This is a genomic window from Nocardia brasiliensis NBRC 14402 (assembly GCF_000308475.2).
GTDB classification, from domain to species: Bacteria; Actinomycetota; Actinomycetes; order Mycobacteriales; family Mycobacteriaceae; genus Nocardia; species Nocardia brasiliensis.
The window spans coordinates 92,916-108,938 of the sequence record NZ_BAFT02000026.1 but is presented as its reverse complement, the minus strand read 5'-3'; the positions used below and the strand labels follow the sequence as shown (position 1 = coordinate 108,938).

General features: G+C 65.9%; 13 protein-coding genes and 1 tRNA gene. 7 read left to right on the top strand and 7 right to left on the bottom strand.

Annotation, left to right across the window (positions count from 1 at the left end):
- Positions 1–16 precede the first annotated feature (16 nt).
- The 6 genes from TY25_RS06520 to aceE form a co-directional block, all read right to left on the bottom strand.
- Positions 17–1,450 carry an acyl-CoA carboxylase subunit beta gene (locus tag TY25_RS06520; RefSeq protein WP_042254867.1) on the bottom strand — a complete coding sequence of 478 codons (1,434 nt, stop codon included), beginning with the start codon at positions 1,448–1,450 and terminating at the stop codon, positions 17–19.
- Between the two features lie 126 nt (positions 1,451–1,576).
- Positions 1,577–2,827: a KasA/KasB family beta-ketoacyl-ACP synthase gene (locus TY25_RS06515; protein ID WP_042254865.1), complete on the bottom strand. Its 1,251-nt coding sequence runs from the start codon at positions 2,825–2,827 to the stop codon at positions 1,577–1,579.
- Positions 2,828–2,837: 10 nt separating this feature from the next.
- Entirely contained in the window at positions 2,838–3,137 is a 300-nt protein-coding gene (acpM, locus tag TY25_RS06510) for a meromycolate extension acyl carrier protein AcpM (RefSeq protein ID WP_014982996.1), read from the bottom strand.
- 120 nt (positions 3,138–3,257) lie between these two features.
- Complete coding sequence (locus TY25_RS06505; RefSeq protein WP_081868710.1) at positions 3,258–4,172, bottom strand: ACP S-malonyltransferase; 915 nt, start codon at positions 4,170–4,172, stop codon at positions 3,258–3,260.
- Between the two features lie 127 nt (positions 4,173–4,299).
- Positions 4,300–5,634: a PucR family transcriptional regulator gene (locus TY25_RS06500; RefSeq protein ID WP_014982994.1), complete on the bottom strand. Its 1,335-nt coding sequence runs from the start codon at positions 5,632–5,634 to the stop codon at positions 4,300–4,302.
- An 11-nt stretch (positions 5,635–5,645) separates the two neighbouring features.
- Positions 5,646–8,555 (bottom strand): pyruvate dehydrogenase (acetyl-transferring), homodimeric type, encoded by a 2,910-nt coding sequence (gene aceE, locus TY25_RS06495; RefSeq protein ID WP_042254863.1) that lies wholly within the window; start codon positions 8,553–8,555, stop codon positions 5,646–5,648.
- 342 nt (positions 8,556–8,897) lie between these two features.
- Here aceE and TY25_RS06490 point away from each other — a divergent pair, with 342 nt between their 5' ends.
- The 5 genes from TY25_RS06490 to TY25_RS06470 all read left to right on the top strand — a co-directional run bounded on the left by TY25_RS06490 (position 8,898) and on the right by TY25_RS06470 (position 11,616).
- Positions 8,898–9,455, top strand: coding sequence for an Rv2240c family protein (locus TY25_RS06490; protein ID WP_036561873.1), 558 nt, complete (start codon positions 8,898–8,900; stop codon positions 9,453–9,455).
- A 115-nt stretch (positions 9,456–9,570) separates the two neighbouring features.
- The gene (locus TY25_RS06485; RefSeq protein WP_014982991.1) at positions 9,571–9,993 is read left to right on the top strand and encodes a DUF3052 domain-containing protein; all 423 of its coding nucleotides are present in this window, start codon (positions 9,571–9,573) and stop codon (positions 9,991–9,993) included.
- Positions 9,994–10,068: 75 nt separating this feature from the next.
- Positions 10,069–10,533 (top strand): peroxiredoxin, encoded by a 465-nt coding sequence (locus TY25_RS06480; RefSeq protein WP_042254860.1) that lies wholly within the window; start codon positions 10,069–10,071, stop codon positions 10,531–10,533.
- An 85-nt stretch (positions 10,534–10,618) separates the two neighbouring features.
- Positions 10,619–10,693, top strand: a tRNA-Val gene (locus TY25_RS06475).
- 257 nt (positions 10,694–10,950) lie between these two features.
- Entirely contained in the window at positions 10,951–11,616 is a 666-nt protein-coding gene (locus TY25_RS06470) for a class I SAM-dependent methyltransferase (protein ID WP_042254858.1), read from the top strand.
- A 16-nt stretch (positions 11,617–11,632) separates the two neighbouring features.
- Here the strand turns inward: TY25_RS06470 and TY25_RS06465 are convergent, their stop codons facing one another.
- Positions 11,633–12,217 (bottom strand): TetR/AcrR family transcriptional regulator, encoded by a 585-nt coding sequence (locus tag TY25_RS06465; RefSeq protein ID WP_226887448.1) that lies wholly within the window; start codon positions 12,215–12,217, stop codon positions 11,633–11,635.
- Between the two features lie 85 nt (positions 12,218–12,302).
- Between TY25_RS06465 and TY25_RS06460 the strand changes: the two genes are divergently transcribed.
- Together TY25_RS06460 and TY25_RS06455 are read left to right on the top strand one after the other, a co-directional pair.
- Positions 12,303–13,478: a cytochrome P450 gene (locus TY25_RS06460; protein ID WP_042254857.1), complete on the top strand. Its 1,176-nt coding sequence runs from the start codon at positions 12,303–12,305 to the stop codon at positions 13,476–13,478.
- A gap of 663 nt (positions 13,479–14,141) precedes the next feature.
- The gene (locus TY25_RS06455; protein ID WP_042254856.1) at positions 14,142–15,848 is read left to right on the top strand and encodes a TIGR03767 family metallophosphoesterase; all 1,707 of its coding nucleotides are present in this window, start codon (positions 14,142–14,144) and stop codon (positions 15,846–15,848) included.
- Positions 15,849–16,023 lie beyond the last annotated feature (175 nt).

Below are 16,023 nucleotides of genomic sequence, written 5' to 3'. Positions count from 1 at the left end.
CCAGTTACGCGGTCGTCTACAGCGGAATGTTCTTCAACCTGCTCGGCCGCGATGGGGCGGCGGCCAGCGCGGCGGCGATGATGCTGCGGGTCTTGGCCGGGTCGATCACCTGGTCGACCACGCCGATCGCGATGGCGCGTTCGACGCCGCCGGCGATGCGCTCGTGCTCGGCGGTGAGCCGCTCGTGCAACGCTTCCCGCTCGTCCTCCGGGGCGGCGGCCAGGGCTTTTTTGTGCAGGATGCCGACGGCCGCCTTGGCGCCCATCACCGCGACCTCGGAGCCGGGCCACGCGTACACCGCGGTCGCGCCCAGCGAGCGCGCGTTCATCGCGATGTACGCGCCGCCGTAGATCTTGCGGGTCACCAGCGTGACGCGCGGGACGCGCGCCTCGGCGAACGCGTGCAGCAGCTTGGCGCCGCGGCGCACCACGCCTTCCCACTCCTGACCGACGCCGGGCAGGTAGCCGGGCACGTCGGTGACGACGATGAGCGGGATGCCGAACGAGTTGCACAGCCGGACGAAACGCGCTGCCTTCTCGGCACTTTCGGAGTTGAGGCAGCCACCGAGGCGGATCGGATTGTTCGCGAGCACGCCGACGGTGCGCCCGCTCAACCGGCCCAGACCGGTGACGATGCTGCGCGCGTAGCCCGCCTGCAACTCCTCGAACGAGCTTTCGCCGTCGACGTTGTCGAGCAGTTCGTGGATGATCGGCTTCACGTCGTAGGCGCGCTTGGGCGATTCCGGCAGCATCGCTTTGAGGTCGACGTCGCCGTGCGCGGCCGCCACCAGATCGAATTCGCCCTGCTCGGCGAACATCGACACCAGCCGCCGCGCCCGATGCACCGCGTCGGCCTCGTCGTCGGCCACGATATGGGTGACGCCGGACTTCTTGCCGTGCGTCTGCGGGCCGCCGAGGGTGGCCATGTCGACCTGCTCGCCGGTCACGCTGCGCACCACGTCGGGTCCGGTGACGAAGATGCGGCCCTCTGGCGCCATGATCACGATGTCGGTGAGCGCGGGACCGTAGGCGGCGCCGCCCGCGGCGAAGCCGACCACCACCGAAATCTGTGGTACCAGGCCGGAGGCGCGCACCATGGCCTCGAAGACCAGGCCGACCGCGTGCAGGGCCTCGACGCCCTCGGCCAGCCGGGCGCCGCCGGAATGCCAGATGCCGACGACCGGAACGCCGGAGTCGATGGCCGTGTCGATCGCGTCGACGATGTGCTTGCAGCCCTCGACGCCCATCGCGCCACCCATCACGGTGGCGTCGGAGCAGTAGGCCACGGTGCGCACGCCGTCGACCTCGCCGATCGCGGCGAGCACGCCGGACTTGTCGCGCGGGTGCAGCGGAAGCAGCGTGCCGGGATCGAAGAAGCGCTGCAGCCGACCCAGCGGATCCCGCGGATCGGTCGATGTCGCCTGGTGCAACGCGGAAGCCATGGTTGTCATCGCGTTCTTCCCTCAACCTTCAGGAAAAGGCCGCTGACGCGGCTGCAAAATGGCGATCCCGGCGGGATCTGGCCGTCGAAGCGGCAGATCCCGCCGGGATCGTTCGAGCAGTCTCAGTCGATGCGGCTAGGCCCGACCGAAGGCGAGCGCGACATTGTGCCCACCGAAACCGAAGGAGTTGTTGATCGCGTACTCGATCTCCTGCCGGCGCGCCTCGCCGTGCACCACGTCCAGATCGATGGCCGGATCCTGGTTCTCCAGGTTCAGCGTCGGCGGGACGATGCCGTCCCGGATGCTGAGCACGGTCAGCACGGACTCGAGTGCGCCGACGGCGCCGATCGAGTGGCCCAGTGCGGATTTCGGGGCGTACACCGAAGCGTGCTTGCCGACGGCCAGGTTGATCGCGTTGGCCTCGGCGGTGTCGCCGATCGGTGTCGCGGTGGCGTGCGCGTTGACGTGGGTGATGTCCTTGGCGGTCAGACCCGCGGTCTGCATCGCCCGCTTCATCGCCCGTGCGGCGCCGACGCCGTCCGGGGCGGGGGCAACCAGGTGGAAGCCGTCCGAGGTGATACCGGCACCGAGCAGGCGAGCGTGGATGGTGGCCCCACGCGCCTTGGCGTGCTCTTCGGTCTCGATGACCATCAGGGCGCCCGCCTCACCGAAGACGAAACCGTCGCGGTCCTTGTCGAACGGACGCGAGGCACCCTTCGGGTCGTCGTTGCGGGTGCTCATGGCGCGCATCATGCTGAACGCCGCGATCGGCACCGAGTCGATGTAACCCTCGACACCACCGGTGACGACCATGTCCGCATCGCCCATGACGATCATCCGCCATGCGTTGGCGATGGCCTCGGAGCCAGACGAGCATGCCGAGACCGGAGTGACCACTCCTGCCCTGGCCTTCAATTCGAGGCCGACAACGGCCGAAGGACCGTTCGGCATGACCATCTGCACAGCCAACGGCGAAATCTTGCGATAGCCACCGTTCTTCAGCTTGTCCACCGAGTCGATGAGGGCGTCGCCGCCACCCAACCCGGTTCCGATGGCCACACCCAGCCGTTCCGGGTCGACCTCCGGGCTGCCCGCGTTACGCCAGACTTCGCGACCGAGCACGGTCGCGAGCTGCTCGACGTACGCCATGCGTCGGCACTCGACTCGGGTGAGCAGGGTCTCGGGCCGGACCTTCAGGTGACCGCCGATGCGGACCGGAAGGTCGTATTCCTCGACGAAGGAATCCTCGAGAACGTCGATACCGCTCTCGCCGTTGAGGAGTCCCTTCCACGTCGCATCGACGTCACCCGCGATCGACGTGGTCGCCGCCAGGCTAGTGACGACGACGTTGGGGAAATTCCCGTTCAAGGTGGAAGGAGTGGTCACAGTGTCGGCCCTACTCGGCGTCGAACTTGGCCTTGAGCTCCGCGGCCGCGTCAGCGTTCTCGGCCTCGAGCTTCTGGATGTAGGCGACCGCGTCGCCGACCGTCTTCAGGCTGGCCAGATCCTCGTCCGGGATCTTCACGCCGTACTTGTCCTCGGTCTGCACCGCAATCTCGACCATGGACAGCGAGTCGATGTCCAGGTCATCGACGAAGGACTTCTCGATCGTCACCTCGGAGGGTTCGATACCCGTCACCTCTTCGATGATCTTGCCGAGTTCCTCGACGATTTGTTCCTGGGTCAGAGCGGCCACTTCGTGGCTCCCTTCTTGTTCTTTGTAGGGCTCGTACCTGTTTTTTTCGGATCGAGGCGGGCGATGGTTACGTCCGCTCGGTCACAACCGTGCATACCGATGCATGGCTGCCGGAAAAAGCTAGCCGGAGATGCTCACCCCGGCCAACGCGGGGAGGTCTTCGGGGGTCTTCAGGGCCAGTGTGCGCGTGCCCTTCAGCTCCCGCTTCGCGATACCGACAAGGGTGCCCGCCGGCGGCAACTCCGCCACCATGGAAACCTCTGCCTGCCTTACGGTTTCGGTGCACAGATCCCAACGGACGGGCCTGGTGACCTGGGCCGCGAGCTTGTTGATCGCATCACGTCCCGAGCTGACCGGCTGACCGTCGAAGTTCGACAGCAGCAGCCGCTTCGGCTCGTTCGGCACGATCTGCGATATGGCATCGGTCACAGCGTCCTGCGCCGAGGCCATGAACTCGGTGTGGAACGCACCCGCGACGGGCAGCGCGCGAATCCGCGCCTTCTCCGGCGGGTTCGCGGCCAGTTCCGCCAGTGCGTCCAGCCGACCCGCGGCGACGATCTGCCCGGCCGCGTTGCGGTTGGCCGGAATCAGGTCGAGTTCCGCGAGTCGTGCGAGCACGGTGGCCTCATCGCCACCGAGCACCGCGGACATGCCGGTCGGCTCCAACGCGCACGCCTTGGCCATTTCCGCTCCGCGGATGGCGGCCAGTTTCACCGCGTCGTCGGGCGAGATGACCCCGGCGACCGCGGCGGCGGCGAGTTCGCCGACCGAGTGTCCGGCGACGATGGTAGCGGCCGGAAGTGAATCCGTGGGGATTTGCGTGTACGCGAGCAACGCGGCGGCCACGACCAGTGGCTGCGTCACGGCGGTATCCGTGATTTCCTCGGCCGTCGCCGTGGTGCCGAGGCGGACCAGGTCCAGGCCTGCGGCCATGGACCAGAGAGTGAGCCGGTCATGCGCGCCAGGGAGGTCGAGCCAAGGCGCGAGCATGCCGGGAGTCTGGGACCCCTGTCCAGGGGCGAACAACGCGATCACTCCCTAAGAGAACACTGTGAGGCACCCCGCAGGAGATGTCGACGCGAATGAAGCTTGCCGCCGCGTTTTGTGGGACTCCCACAAAACGGCATGTGGGCTGTTCGGATCGAACAACCCACGATTTCCGTTACAGCCCCTCGTTGCCCAGGGCGAGATGAGTGGCCTCTGGGGTAGGTGTTGACGATTCGTTACGGGTTCGTGTCAAACGACCCACTGTGGCGGCGATTCTGAGCACATACGCGTCCCGCGGATTCATCGGATCACGACCCGTGATTTCGGCGATCCGTTTGAGGCGGTAGCGAACGGTATTTGGATGGACGTACAACTGACGGGCACAAGTCTCGACAGCGCCACCACAATCCAGATAGGCCTCGAGGGTGTCCGCCAGCGCCGATCCCGCCGCGGCCAACGGAAGGACAAGATACTCGTTCAACGCCTCGACCGCAGCTCGATCGCCGAGCAATGCGCGTTCGGGCAGCAATTCGGTCGCATGCACCGGGCGTGGCGCACCGCGCCAGCCCACCACAGCCTCCATTCCGGCCAGCGCTTCGACCGCGCTGGCGTGCGCGGCGCCCAGCGTGCGGGTGGTCGGGCCGATCACCACGGGGCCATCGGAGAAGACCTCGGCGAGCAGATCCGCGAGGAACGGGGATATATAGGACGACTCACCCAGGTGCCCGCTCACCACCATCACCAGGCGGGTGCCCTGCACCACGGCCAGCGCCGCGCGGCCGTGCCGGGCCGCGATCGCGTGCACCGAGCCCACCGACGACATGCCGTGCTCCGGCGGCGGCGTGCCCACCAGCACGGTCGCGGGCGCGGTGGCGTCCCAGTTCAGCGTCGCGGCCCGGGACAGCATGTCCGGGCCGGTGTCGCCGCGGACCACCGCGTCGACCACCAGCGCTTCCAGCCTGGTGTCCCACGCGCCCCGGGATTCGGCGGCGCTCGCGTACACCGAGGCGGCCGCGAAACCGAGCTCACGCCCGTATCGCAGCACCGCCTCGGTCAACGCGACCAGCTGCCGGTCGTTGCGCGCGAGCGCGGGCAGCCACTGTTCGAAGAACTCCATGGCCACCCGGACCATGTCCACGGTCTGGCGCAGCGTGAGCCGCCGCGCCAGATCCTGCGGGATCACCTGGAACGCGTCGAGGCTGAACCGGATATCGCTGTCCGGGTCCTGCAACCACTCCAGGAAGTTCACCACCGCGGTCTGCACCAGCATCTGGACGCCGGCGCGCTGCGCGGCGTCCAGATCGGCGAAGAACGGCAACCGATCCTGCATCGACCCGACCGCCTCGGTGGAGAGGCGTCCGGAGAACTGCTTCACCCGTTTGAGCAGCGTGTCCGGCAGCGGGTCGCGAGTTTGCCGGTTCGGGGAGAGCGCGCCCGTCGGCAGATACACCTCGTGCTCGGACGAGCCCTCGGAGATCCGGCGCGGCCGCGGCGGTTTACGGTCCACCATTCAATCGTCCGCTACTCGCCGTCCCCGTCGGAACTCGAGGCGTTCTTCGGCGCGGCGTCGACGTCATCGATGCGGTATTTCGCGGCCGCCTCGATCACCTTCGCCGGGTCGATCTTTCCGGCCTTGGCCAGCCCCGACAGCGCGGCCACCACGATCGACTGCGCGTCGACGTTGAACACGCGACGCGCCGCGGCCCTGGTGTCGGAGAAGCCGAAACCGTCGGTGCCCAGCGTGACGAACTCGCCCGGCACCCACTTACGCACCTGGTCCGGCACCGCGCGCATCCAGTCGGTCGCGGCCACGTACGGCCCCTCGGCCCGCGAGAGCGCCTCGGTGACATATGGCACACCGTGATCTTCGTCGGGGAAGCGCAGCGCGGCGATCTCCTTCTGCAGCGCCTCCTTCCGCAGCTCGCCCCACGAGGTGGCGGACCAGACGTCGGCCTGCACACCCCAGTCCTCGGCGAGCAGCGCCTGCGCGCGCAGACCGTCCGGCACCGTCACGCCCGAGACCAGGATCTGGGCGCGCACGTCGCCCCCTCCCCCGCGCTGGTACAGGTAGAGGCCCTTGAGCAGGCCCTCGACGTCCACGTCGGCGGGCTCGGCCGGCTGCTGGTACGGCTCGTTGTAGAGAGTGATGTAGTAGAAGACGTCCTCGCCGCCGAAACCGCCGTCGGCCTTGCGCGTATCGGTGCCGGGCACCGCGTACGGGAGCGGTTCCGGTGCGCCGCCGCCGTACATCCGGCGCAGGCCGTCACGCACGATGTGCGCGATCTCGAAGGCGAAGGCCGGGTCGTAGGTGACCACCGCCGGATTGGTGGAGGCGAGCAGCAGCGAGTGGCCGTCGTTGTGCTGCAGGCCCTCACCGGTCAGTGTGGTTCGCCCGGCGGTTGCTCCGAGCACGAATCCGCGCGCGAGTTGATCTGCCGCGGCCCACAGCCCGTCGCCGGTGCGCTGGAAACCGAACATCGAGTAGAAGATGTACAGCGGGATCATCGGCTCGCCGTGCGTCGCGTACGCGGTGCCCGCGGCGGTGAACGACGCGGTCGAACCGGCCTCGTTGATGCCCTCGTGCAGGATCTGCCCGACCGAGCTCTCTTTGTAGGCAAGCATCAATTCCGCGTCGACCGATGTGTACAACTGCCCGTTGCGGTTGTAGATCTTCAACGAAGGGAACCACGAGTCCATACCGAAGGTCCGGGCCTCGTCGGGGATGATCGGCACGATCCGCCTGCCGATCTCCTTGTCCCGCAACAGCTCCTTCATCAGCCGCACGAGCGCCATCGTGGTCGCCACGTTCTGCTTGCCGGAGCCCTTGCGCACCGACTTGTACGCCTCGTCACCGGGGAGTTGCAGCGGCTTTGCTGTAGTGCGACGCTCGGGCAGATAACCGCCGAGCGCCTTGCGGCGATCCAGCATGTACTGGATCTCCCGCGCCTCCATGCCCGGGTGATAGTACGGCGGCAGGTACGGATCTTTCTCCAATTCCGCGTCGCTGATCGGAATTCGCTGCAGATCGCGGAAGTCCTTGAGGTCCTGCAACGTCAGCTTCTTCATCTGGTGCGTGGCGTTGCGGCCCTCGAAGTGCTTGCCGAGGGTGTAGCCCTTGATCGTCTTGGCCAGGATCACCGTCGGCTGGCCCTTGTGCGCCATCGCGGCCGCGTAGGCGGCGTACACCTTGCGGTAGTCGTGGCCACCGCGCTTGAGATTCCAGATGTCCTGATCGGACAGATCCTGCACCAGCGCCTTGGTGCGCGGGTCCCGGCCGAAGAAGTGGTCGCGCACGTACGCGCCGTCGTTGGCCTTGTAGGTCTGGTAGTCGCCGTCGGCGGTGGTGTTCATCAGATTCACCAGTGCGCCATCGCGATCCGCGCCGAGCAGCGCGTCCCACTCGCGGCCCCAGATCACCTTGATGACGTTCCAGCCGGCGCCGCGGAAGAACGACTCCAGCTCCTGGATGATCTTGCCGTTGCCGCGCACCGGGCCGTCCAGCCGCTGCAGGTTGCAGTTGACCACGAAGGTCAGGTTGTCCAGACCCTCCAGCGCCGCGACGTGCGCCAAGCCGCGCGACTCCGGCTCGTCCATCTCACCGTCGCCGAGGAACGCCCACACGTGCTGATCGGAGGTGTCCTTGATGCCGCGGTCGTGCAGGTAGTGGTTGAACCGCGCCTGATAGATGGCGTTCATCGGGCCCAGGCCCATCGACACCGTCGGGAACTCCCAGAAGTCCGACATCAGCCGCGGGTGCGGGTACGACGGCAGCCCGTGACCGGGACCGCCGTGGCTGTACTCCTGCCGGAAGCCGTCGAGCCGGTCGGTGCCGAGCCGGCCCTCGAGGAAGGCGCGCGCGTAGATACCCGGCGAGGCGTGCCCCTGGATGAAGATCGAATCGCCGCCACCGGAGTGGTCCTTGCCGCGGAAGAAGTGGTTGAAGCCGACCTCGTACAGCGCCGCCGAGGACGCGTAGGTCGAAATATGGCCACCCACACCGATTCCGGGACGCTGGGCGCGATGCACCATGATCGCGGCGTTCCAGCGGATCCAAGCGCGGAAGCGCCGCTCCACCTCTTCGTCGCCGGGGAACCACGGCTCGTTCTCGGTGGGGATCGTGTTGACGTAGTCGGTGGAAGTCAAGGCGGGGATGGCGACACGCCGTTCACCGGCCCGCTCCAACAGGCGGAGCATGAGGTAACGCGCTCGACCCGGGCCCTCCCGGTCGAGCATTTCATCGAACGACTCGAGCCATTCGCTGGTTTCCTCCGGGTCGATGTCCGGTAGGTAGGACGCCACCCCTTCGCGGATAACCCGCACCCGTCCAGCCGGAGCTGACGATCCGTTCGGATCGCGGCCTGCGGCGGGAGCGGGGGCGGCATCGGATCCAGCGGATTGCGCTGGAGCGGAAGAGTGGATCAGGTCGGTCAAATCTGCTCCTCGTACAGGGGTGGACATGCGGATGGCGTCGGTATCCCTGAGTGGCGTCGCGTGGGTCTGCGTACCACTCGTTCTACGAAAGGTTCGGGCGCACCCTCCATCCTGCCCGGTGGTGTGCCCCAGGTCATCATGTCAGCAGGAACTCCAGTACCGTGCGCTGGGCAACATGGAGCCGCTGCGCCTCCGATTCACTCGCTACGCTCGCTCACGGCTGCACCTCGCCGACGCTCGGCTCCGCCGTGCCCGGAGGCGCGGCGTAGGCTCGCGGCGCTCACTTATGCGCCCGGGCCGCTGTAGTTTTTCGACGTTGATCAGACCTGACCGGGAGGACGAGTGAGAACGCTGGACCCACGCCGATTCGGACTGATCTGCGCGACCGGGGCAGTGGCGGTCGGACTGGTCGTCGCGGGCTGCGGCAACCGGGTCCACGGTACGCCCAATCCGAACACCGCCGATCTGGCCGCCTACAAGACCGAGGCAGCCGCCTCCTCGGCCGCCGCGACCTCCTCCAAACGGGCTGCCGCGCAGACCAAGGCCATCGGCGACAACTGCGCCCAGTTCCCCACCACCACCGGCGTCGGCGTGTCGAAGTACAACGAGTTCATCGACGCGCACGACGCCAACGCCGGCGACTACGCCGCCAAACGAGAACTTGCCGCGTCAACCCTCGATGACGCCGCGAACAAGGTGGAGACCGGGATCAGCACCGCCAAGGACGCCATGCCTGCCGATCTGGCTGCCAAATTCACCGACTACGTCAACGCCGCCCGCGCACTGTCGGCCGAAACCCGCAAGATGACCTACACCGCGCCGGTCGGCCCGCTCAACGACGCGAGCAGGCGGGTCAACGACGCGCGAAACGCCGTCCGCGACGCCTGCCCGAAACGCTGAAGCGCACATCTTCTCGCGACATTCCGGGCCTATTTCTGTCGATCGGCTTGCGCTGAGAGCCATAACCATGTTCGCTTGCAACTACCTATTGTCGGGAGTTGAGGAGGACACCACCGTGGTCGCCGCGGCGGACGCGCAGAACTACGCTCAGAAGCTTGGCATTACACACGGCATGGTTGTCCAGGAATTGGGCTGGGACGATGACGTCGACGACGACCTGCGGGCCGACGTCGAGGAGTCGATCGGCAGCGAGCTCGTCGATGAGGATTCCGACGAAGTAATCGACGTCGTGCTGCTGTGGTGGCGCGATGGCGACGGTGACCTGGTCGACGCCCTGATGGATGCGATCGGACCACTCGCCGACGAAGGCTTCGTCTGGGTACTCACGCCCAAGACCGGACATCCGGGCCATGTGGAACCGAGCGAAATCGCTGAATCCGCACCGACCGCCGGTCTGACTCAGACTTCGGCGATCAGCTTGGGAACCTGGGCGGGCAGCCGCCTGGTGCAACCGAAGGCGCCCTCGAAGCAGCGCTGACCCACCTTTCGCTATGGTGTCGCCGGGCGGTGAACACGCCGCCCGGCGGAAAACCGACACGATGGAGGATTTGCGATGCCGCTCGAAGTTGGCACTGTCGCGCCGGATTTCACGCTCAAGGACCAGAACAACCAGGACGTCAGCCTGTCCGACTACCGCGGCAAGAAGAACGTGCTCATCGTCTTCTACCCGCTCGCCTTCACCGGCATCTGCCAAGGTGAACTGTGCAAGGTGCGCGACGAGCTGCCCAAGTTCCAGAACGACAACGCGGAGATCCTCGCGATCTCCGTCGGCCCGCCGCCCACCCACAAGATCTGGGCCGCCGAACAGGGCTACACCTTCCCCCTGCTGTCCGACTTCTGGCCGCACGGCGCCGTAGCCCAGGCCTACGACGTCTTCAATCAGAAATCCGGCTACCCCAACCGCGGCACCTTCGTCGTAGACCGCGAAGGTCTCATCCGCTTCGCCGAAATGAACGCCCCCGGCGAACCCCGCGACCAAGCAGCCTGGGAGAAAGCCCTCGCCGCCCTGGACTCCTAGCCCTTCCGCAAAAAGGGCCCTGACCAGTCGGCTTGGGATAACCCCCACCCCCACGCTAAATTCATAACCCGGCCGTCAAGGTCGAGGGCGTATAGCTCAGCGGTAGAGCTCTGGTTTTACACACCAGCGGTCGGGGGTTCGATCCCCTCTGCGCCCACCATGATCGTCTTATTCGAACCGCGCGACGCTGGTTCGTTTCGCGGCGCCCGCTTCCCGCAGTAGTGACCGGTGCTTCCACACGCGCCGGCACCGCGTGCCGTTACGGCCCATGGATTCGCTGTACACGAGGCGAGACTCACCCACGCCGTCGACACCGAGCGAACAAACAGGGCTTCGGCGGGCGACTCACCGTCGGGCCGGCATCGGAGGTACTGAGCGTTTTCTCGCTGGTCACAGACAACAGAACGGAGCGCACACATGGTGAACGACCTGCCCGGACTGGCCGAGGTCCAAGACCGACATTGGGAATCCACCTATCGCGCGCACCCGGGAATGTATGGCGAGCGCCCGTCGGCTGCGGCAGTGTATGCCGCCGGGCTGTTCCAGGCCGCGGGCGCAAAGCACGTGCTCGAACTCGGCGCCGGTCACGGACGAGACGCTCTCCACTTCGCCCGGGAAGGTTTCGAGGTCACGGCGACCGACGTCAGTTCGGTCGGGTTGGGCCAACTCGACGAGCGCGCCCGCGAACAAGACCTCACCGCGCGCATCACCACGCTCGTGCACGACGTTCGCAACAGGCTGCCGTTGACCGATGCCTCGGTCGACGGTGTTTTCGCGCACATGCTGCTGTGTATGGCCTTGTCCACCAGGGAAGTACACGCCCTCGTCGGTGAGGTCCGCCGAGTCCTGCGCCCGGGCGGCAGCTTCGTCTACACCGTGCGCCACACCGGCGATGCCCACTACCGAGCAGGCATCGCCCATGGCGACGACATCTACGAACACGGCGGTTTCGCTGTCCACTTCTTCGACCGAGCACTGGTCGAGGACCTCGCCGACGGCTGGACATTGTGCGACATCGAGCCCTTCGAGGAAGGTGAGCTGCCGCGCCGGTTGTGGCGCGTCACCCAAACCCTGCCTCGGTAAACGCCCGGCGTGCCGGTCAGTCGCAGTTCTCGCGGGCTGCTCGGATCACGCCGTCGACGGCGCGTCTGATGCGCTCGGCCGCCCGGTCGGGGTCTGGGCCACCGGCGTCGAGCCATGCGATGACCGCTTCGAGAGTCATTGTCGGCAGCAGGCGCGCCGCCCAGTTACGCCACCGCACATCGATGTCTGGCATGTCTTGGGCGAGTTGACGTTCGGCGATCTCGATCGAGGTCGCGCGCAGGGTATCGATCTGCTCACCGAACTCCGGTTCCCGGGCCGCGTGACGAAACAACAGCCGGAAGCCATCGGGATCGGCAGCAGCGGCACGCAACAGCGCGGGAATGCTTCCGTCGTCGAAGTCCTCGGTGCCGACATGCTCGGCCAGGCGAGTATGGGTCCGGTCCAGAACCGCCTGGTAGAGATCGGCTTTCGAGGCGAAGTGACGATACAGGATCACATGGGTGACCCCTACCTCGGCCGCCACCGCGTCCAGGCTGGTCGCCGCGAACCCGCCACGCGCGAACGCCCGCGTCGCCGCGGCCAAAATCTGTTCACGCCGCTGCGCACGCGGCATGCGCTCGGTCCTCACCCGCTCGGCCACCAACACCTCCTGTTGTTCCGAGCCTAATGTACAACTAGCCTTGTATAAGATGGCTTAAACAACTCCAGCGCATATCGAGGCCGCCATGAACGCACTCGTCCAGCTGCCGTTCGAGCAGAAACGACTCCTCCAGGTCGCTCCACAGCTGCGAGAACTGTTGTCCCAGGGGGCCATTCACCGCGTCCGCACCGCAGTAGGTGATGCCGCGTGGCTGGTCACCGGCTACCACGCCGTGCGCGAGCTGCTCGACGACGAACGCCTCGGACGTTCCCATCCGCACCCCGAGGCCGCGGCCAGGGCCGGTGAGTCGGCGCTGTTCGGCGGCCCGCTAGGCGAGTTCGCCACCGAACACGCCGACCACGCGCGCATGCGCGCCCTGCTCCAACCTCACTTCTCACCCAAACACCTCCGCGAGTTGCGCCACCGCGTCGAAACCCTCGCTGCCGGGCTGCTCGATGAGCTCGCCGCGCAGGGGCCGCCCGCCGACCTGCACGCCATGCTCGCCGAACCACTGCCGATCCTGGTGATCTGCGAACTGCTCGGGGTGCCCTATGCGGACCGCGACCAGTTCCGTGCCTGGACCCAAGCCGCGGGCAATATCACCGACCGCACTCGATCAGAGCAGGGCCTGGCCGAATTATTCAGCTACGGAATGGGATTGGTCGCACGCAAACGACGCCACCCGAGCGATGACGTCATCTCACGGCTGTCCGTGACCGACGGCGTCTCCGACGTCGAAGCCGCCGGACTGTCGATGGCGTTGCTGTTCGCCGGCCACGAAACCACCGTCGTGCAGATCGGCCTCGGCGCCCTGCTGCTGCTCACCACACCCGGCCAATGGCAAGCCCTGCACGACGATCCGAGCTTGCAACGCACCGCGATCGAAGAGATCCTGCGCGCCCCGGGAAAAGGCGGAGGCGGCATCCCGCGCTACGCGCGCACCGACTTCCAGATCCACGGCGTCACCATCGAGGCCGGAGACCTCGTGTTGCTCGACAACGGTGCGGCCAATCACGACCCGACCGTCTTCCCCGACCCTGACCGGGTCGACATCACCCGTCGTGGCCGCAGCCACCTGAGCTTCGGCCACGGAACGCGCTACTGCATCGGCGCACCCCTGGCCCGCATCGAACTGCACACCGTCTTCGCCAACCTCATCCCGAAATTCCCGACGATGCGACTAGCCACCGACATCGAACAACTCCGCACCCGCCCCGACGTCCTGACCGGTGGACTGATCGAACTCCCCGTGACATGGTGACAAACCCTCTGTCGCGATAGCGCCCATCGGAGATACCTGCGGCGGGCCGGCTTCGATGCGCCGCCCACGGGTGGTGAGGTGTGCGCCACTGGTCGGCTTTCTCGGGTTGCAACTCTCCCCTCACGGGAGGGTAGAGTTTTGTCGCTGAGTGATTGCCAGACTCGATGCTCCGGCAGTGCCGCCGGGCCGACTTCTCTCGCTGTGTCGCGTCGAACTCTCTTGTTTCCCCTTGCCTTTAACCGGTTTCGGCCGGTCGCGTCCGTGTGCGCGGTGATCAATGAAACGACATCAGTGCGTTCGAGCCATCGCGCGCAGTTTCCACCAGACGCTCGAACCCCGAAGTGCGGCAGATACTTGGGGCATATCTGTCGAGGATCTCCATCCGGGCCTGGCTCCCCCAGAGCCTGGGATTACCTTCACATATCTACGGCCGTTCCGCGGCGAGCGGGTGGGATAGGCGGCAGGGCGGCACTGATCGATAGCGTGGAACTCTGAGCATGACACCACAGCCGAGTCACGCAACGCTCACCGGCCGGGTGCGCGGCCGGTGGCATGACTTGTTAAGGTACAACATCCTGCTTTCCACAATGGATTCACCCGCTCCGTTCGATCCCCGAAGCCGACGAAGAAGAATTCGCTTGCTACTCGCCTGGAGGTTCAGCGATGGAACGGTACAGCCGCAGGGACATATTCAAGTTCACCGGCCTTGTCGGTGCGGTGGCGATGAGCAAGCTGCCCGCGCTGGCATATGCTGCGGCTGCGCCACCGCTGAACGGCGGCGTCGGGACGACAATCGACGCGGCGGCCACGGCGCTCGGTGACGTTGGATATCAACGACTCGGCACCGGCCCCGGCTGGCCGACAATCGTCCGACACGAACTCGCTCCTGCTGAGGTCGGCCGCGAAATTCGCCGCACTCCCCTGGCATCGATTGTGCAGATGACCGATGTCCATATCATCGATGCTCAGTGCCCCGCGCGTTTCGAGTACCTTCATCCGATCAACGGGTCAGCCTTTCGACCGCACGAGACGTTGACGGTGCAAGGGCTCATCGCCCTCGTGCGCCGAGTGAATTCCCTGCGATTCGGGCCCCATACCGGCAGGGCGTTCGACGCAGTGGTCTCGACCGGCGACAACACAGACAATATGGAACTCGCCGAACTCGAGTGGTATCTGACCGTTCTGAACGGTGGCAGTGTAGCCGCGAATACCGGCGTTCCCGGCATTTATGAAGGTGTACAGAATTTCGGCAGCGAGCTGTACTGGAACCCCGAAACATCCCTCACCGATCAGTACAAAGCTGCGGGTTTCCCCGCCATACCCGGCCTGCTCGAGGCGGCCGTTCAACCGGTAACCAGTCCAGGCCTCGAAACGCCGTGGTACAGCGTCTTCGGCAACCATGACAATTCCGTCAGCGGCGTCGCGCGGTACGGCATTCCACCACTGGATCAGATGTACACCGGCAACTTCAAATATGCATCACCGGGTGCGGCCGCAACCCGTGCCGTAGCCGATGGAATCAACACCGATCCCGCGGCTCTGGTGTCGGCGCTGTCGACTCTGTCCATTCCGCCTCGACTGGTCACTTCGGATCCTCGCCGGCGACCGCTCACACCTCGTGAATACATCGCCGCGCATCTGAACCCGGTCCATACGGGCCCCGGGCCGGTAGGGCACGGATTCGCCGCAGACGCCGGCAAGACGGGCATCGGCTACTACTCCTTCGAGATCGCACCGCGGGTCGTCGGCATCAGCCTGGACTCGACCAACCGAGCAGGGTTCGTCGACGGCTCGCTCGGGCAGGCACAATTTCGATGGCTCGAAGATACGCTGCGGGCCGGCAGCAGCCGGTTCTACGACGCCAGAGGTGAATTCGTCCACGAGTCCACGACCGATACGTACTTCGTCGTCTTCAGCCACCACACGAGTGACACGATGGCGAACTTGACGCCGGATCCCGAGCGTCCTGACGAGATCCGGTTCAGCGGGACACATTTGATCGAACTTCTGCAGCGTTTCCCGAATGTTCTTGCCTGGATCAACGGTCACACTCACCGGAACCAGATAACTCCCTGGCCTGGCCCTACCCCCGAACAGGGCTTCTGGGAGATCAATACAGCCTCGCACATAGACTTTCCTCAGCTGGGGCGGATTATCGAAGTGACCGATAACAGCAACGGGACGGTTTCGCTGCTGTCCACACTCTTCGAGGCGATGAGCCCCTACGCGGTCGACTACAGCGACTTCTCTCCGGCGGGGTTGGCTTCGCTGTACCGCGAGCTGTCGTTCAACGACATCCACAGGTCCACGAGTTTGATGGGGAGCGCACAGGATCGCAACGTCGAACTGCTGGTCAAAACATTGCAATAGCAGCACAGCACTCTTCTCGTAGGTTTTAAATCTGGAACACGATCTTCCAAATATAAGACACTGATCATTTTCAGACTGTCCACAGCGCCGCCGTCAGTACCAGCACCCCGCCGCCACCCGACTGCAGCAAGCCGAACGGCGAATCTCGGCGTACCCCCTGGCCTCGGCCCATCGT

Excerpts from the sequence above, each read along its gene's own strand:
- TY25_RS06520 (WP_042254867.1), bottom strand. The coding sequence starts at position 1,450 with ATGACAACCATGGCTTCCGCGTTGCACCAGGCGACATCGACCGATCCG.
- TY25_RS06470 (WP_042254858.1), top strand. The coding sequence starts at position 10,951 with ATGGTGAACGACCTGCCCGGACTGGCCGAGGTCCAAGACCGACATTGG.
- TY25_RS06480 (WP_042254860.1), top strand. The coding sequence starts at position 10,069 with ATGCCGCTCGAAGTTGGCACTGTCGCGCCGGATTTCACGCTCAAGGAC.
- TY25_RS06455 (WP_042254856.1), top strand. The coding sequence starts at position 14,142 with ATGGAACGGTACAGCCGCAGGGACATATTCAAGTTCACCGGCCTTGTC.
- TY25_RS06500 (WP_014982994.1), bottom strand. The coding sequence starts at position 5,634 with ATGGTGGACCGTAAACCGCCGCGGCCGCGCCGGATCTCCGAGGGCTCG.
- TY25_RS06460 (WP_042254857.1), top strand. The coding sequence starts at position 12,303 with ATGAACGCACTCGTCCAGCTGCCGTTCGAGCAGAAACGACTCCTCCAG.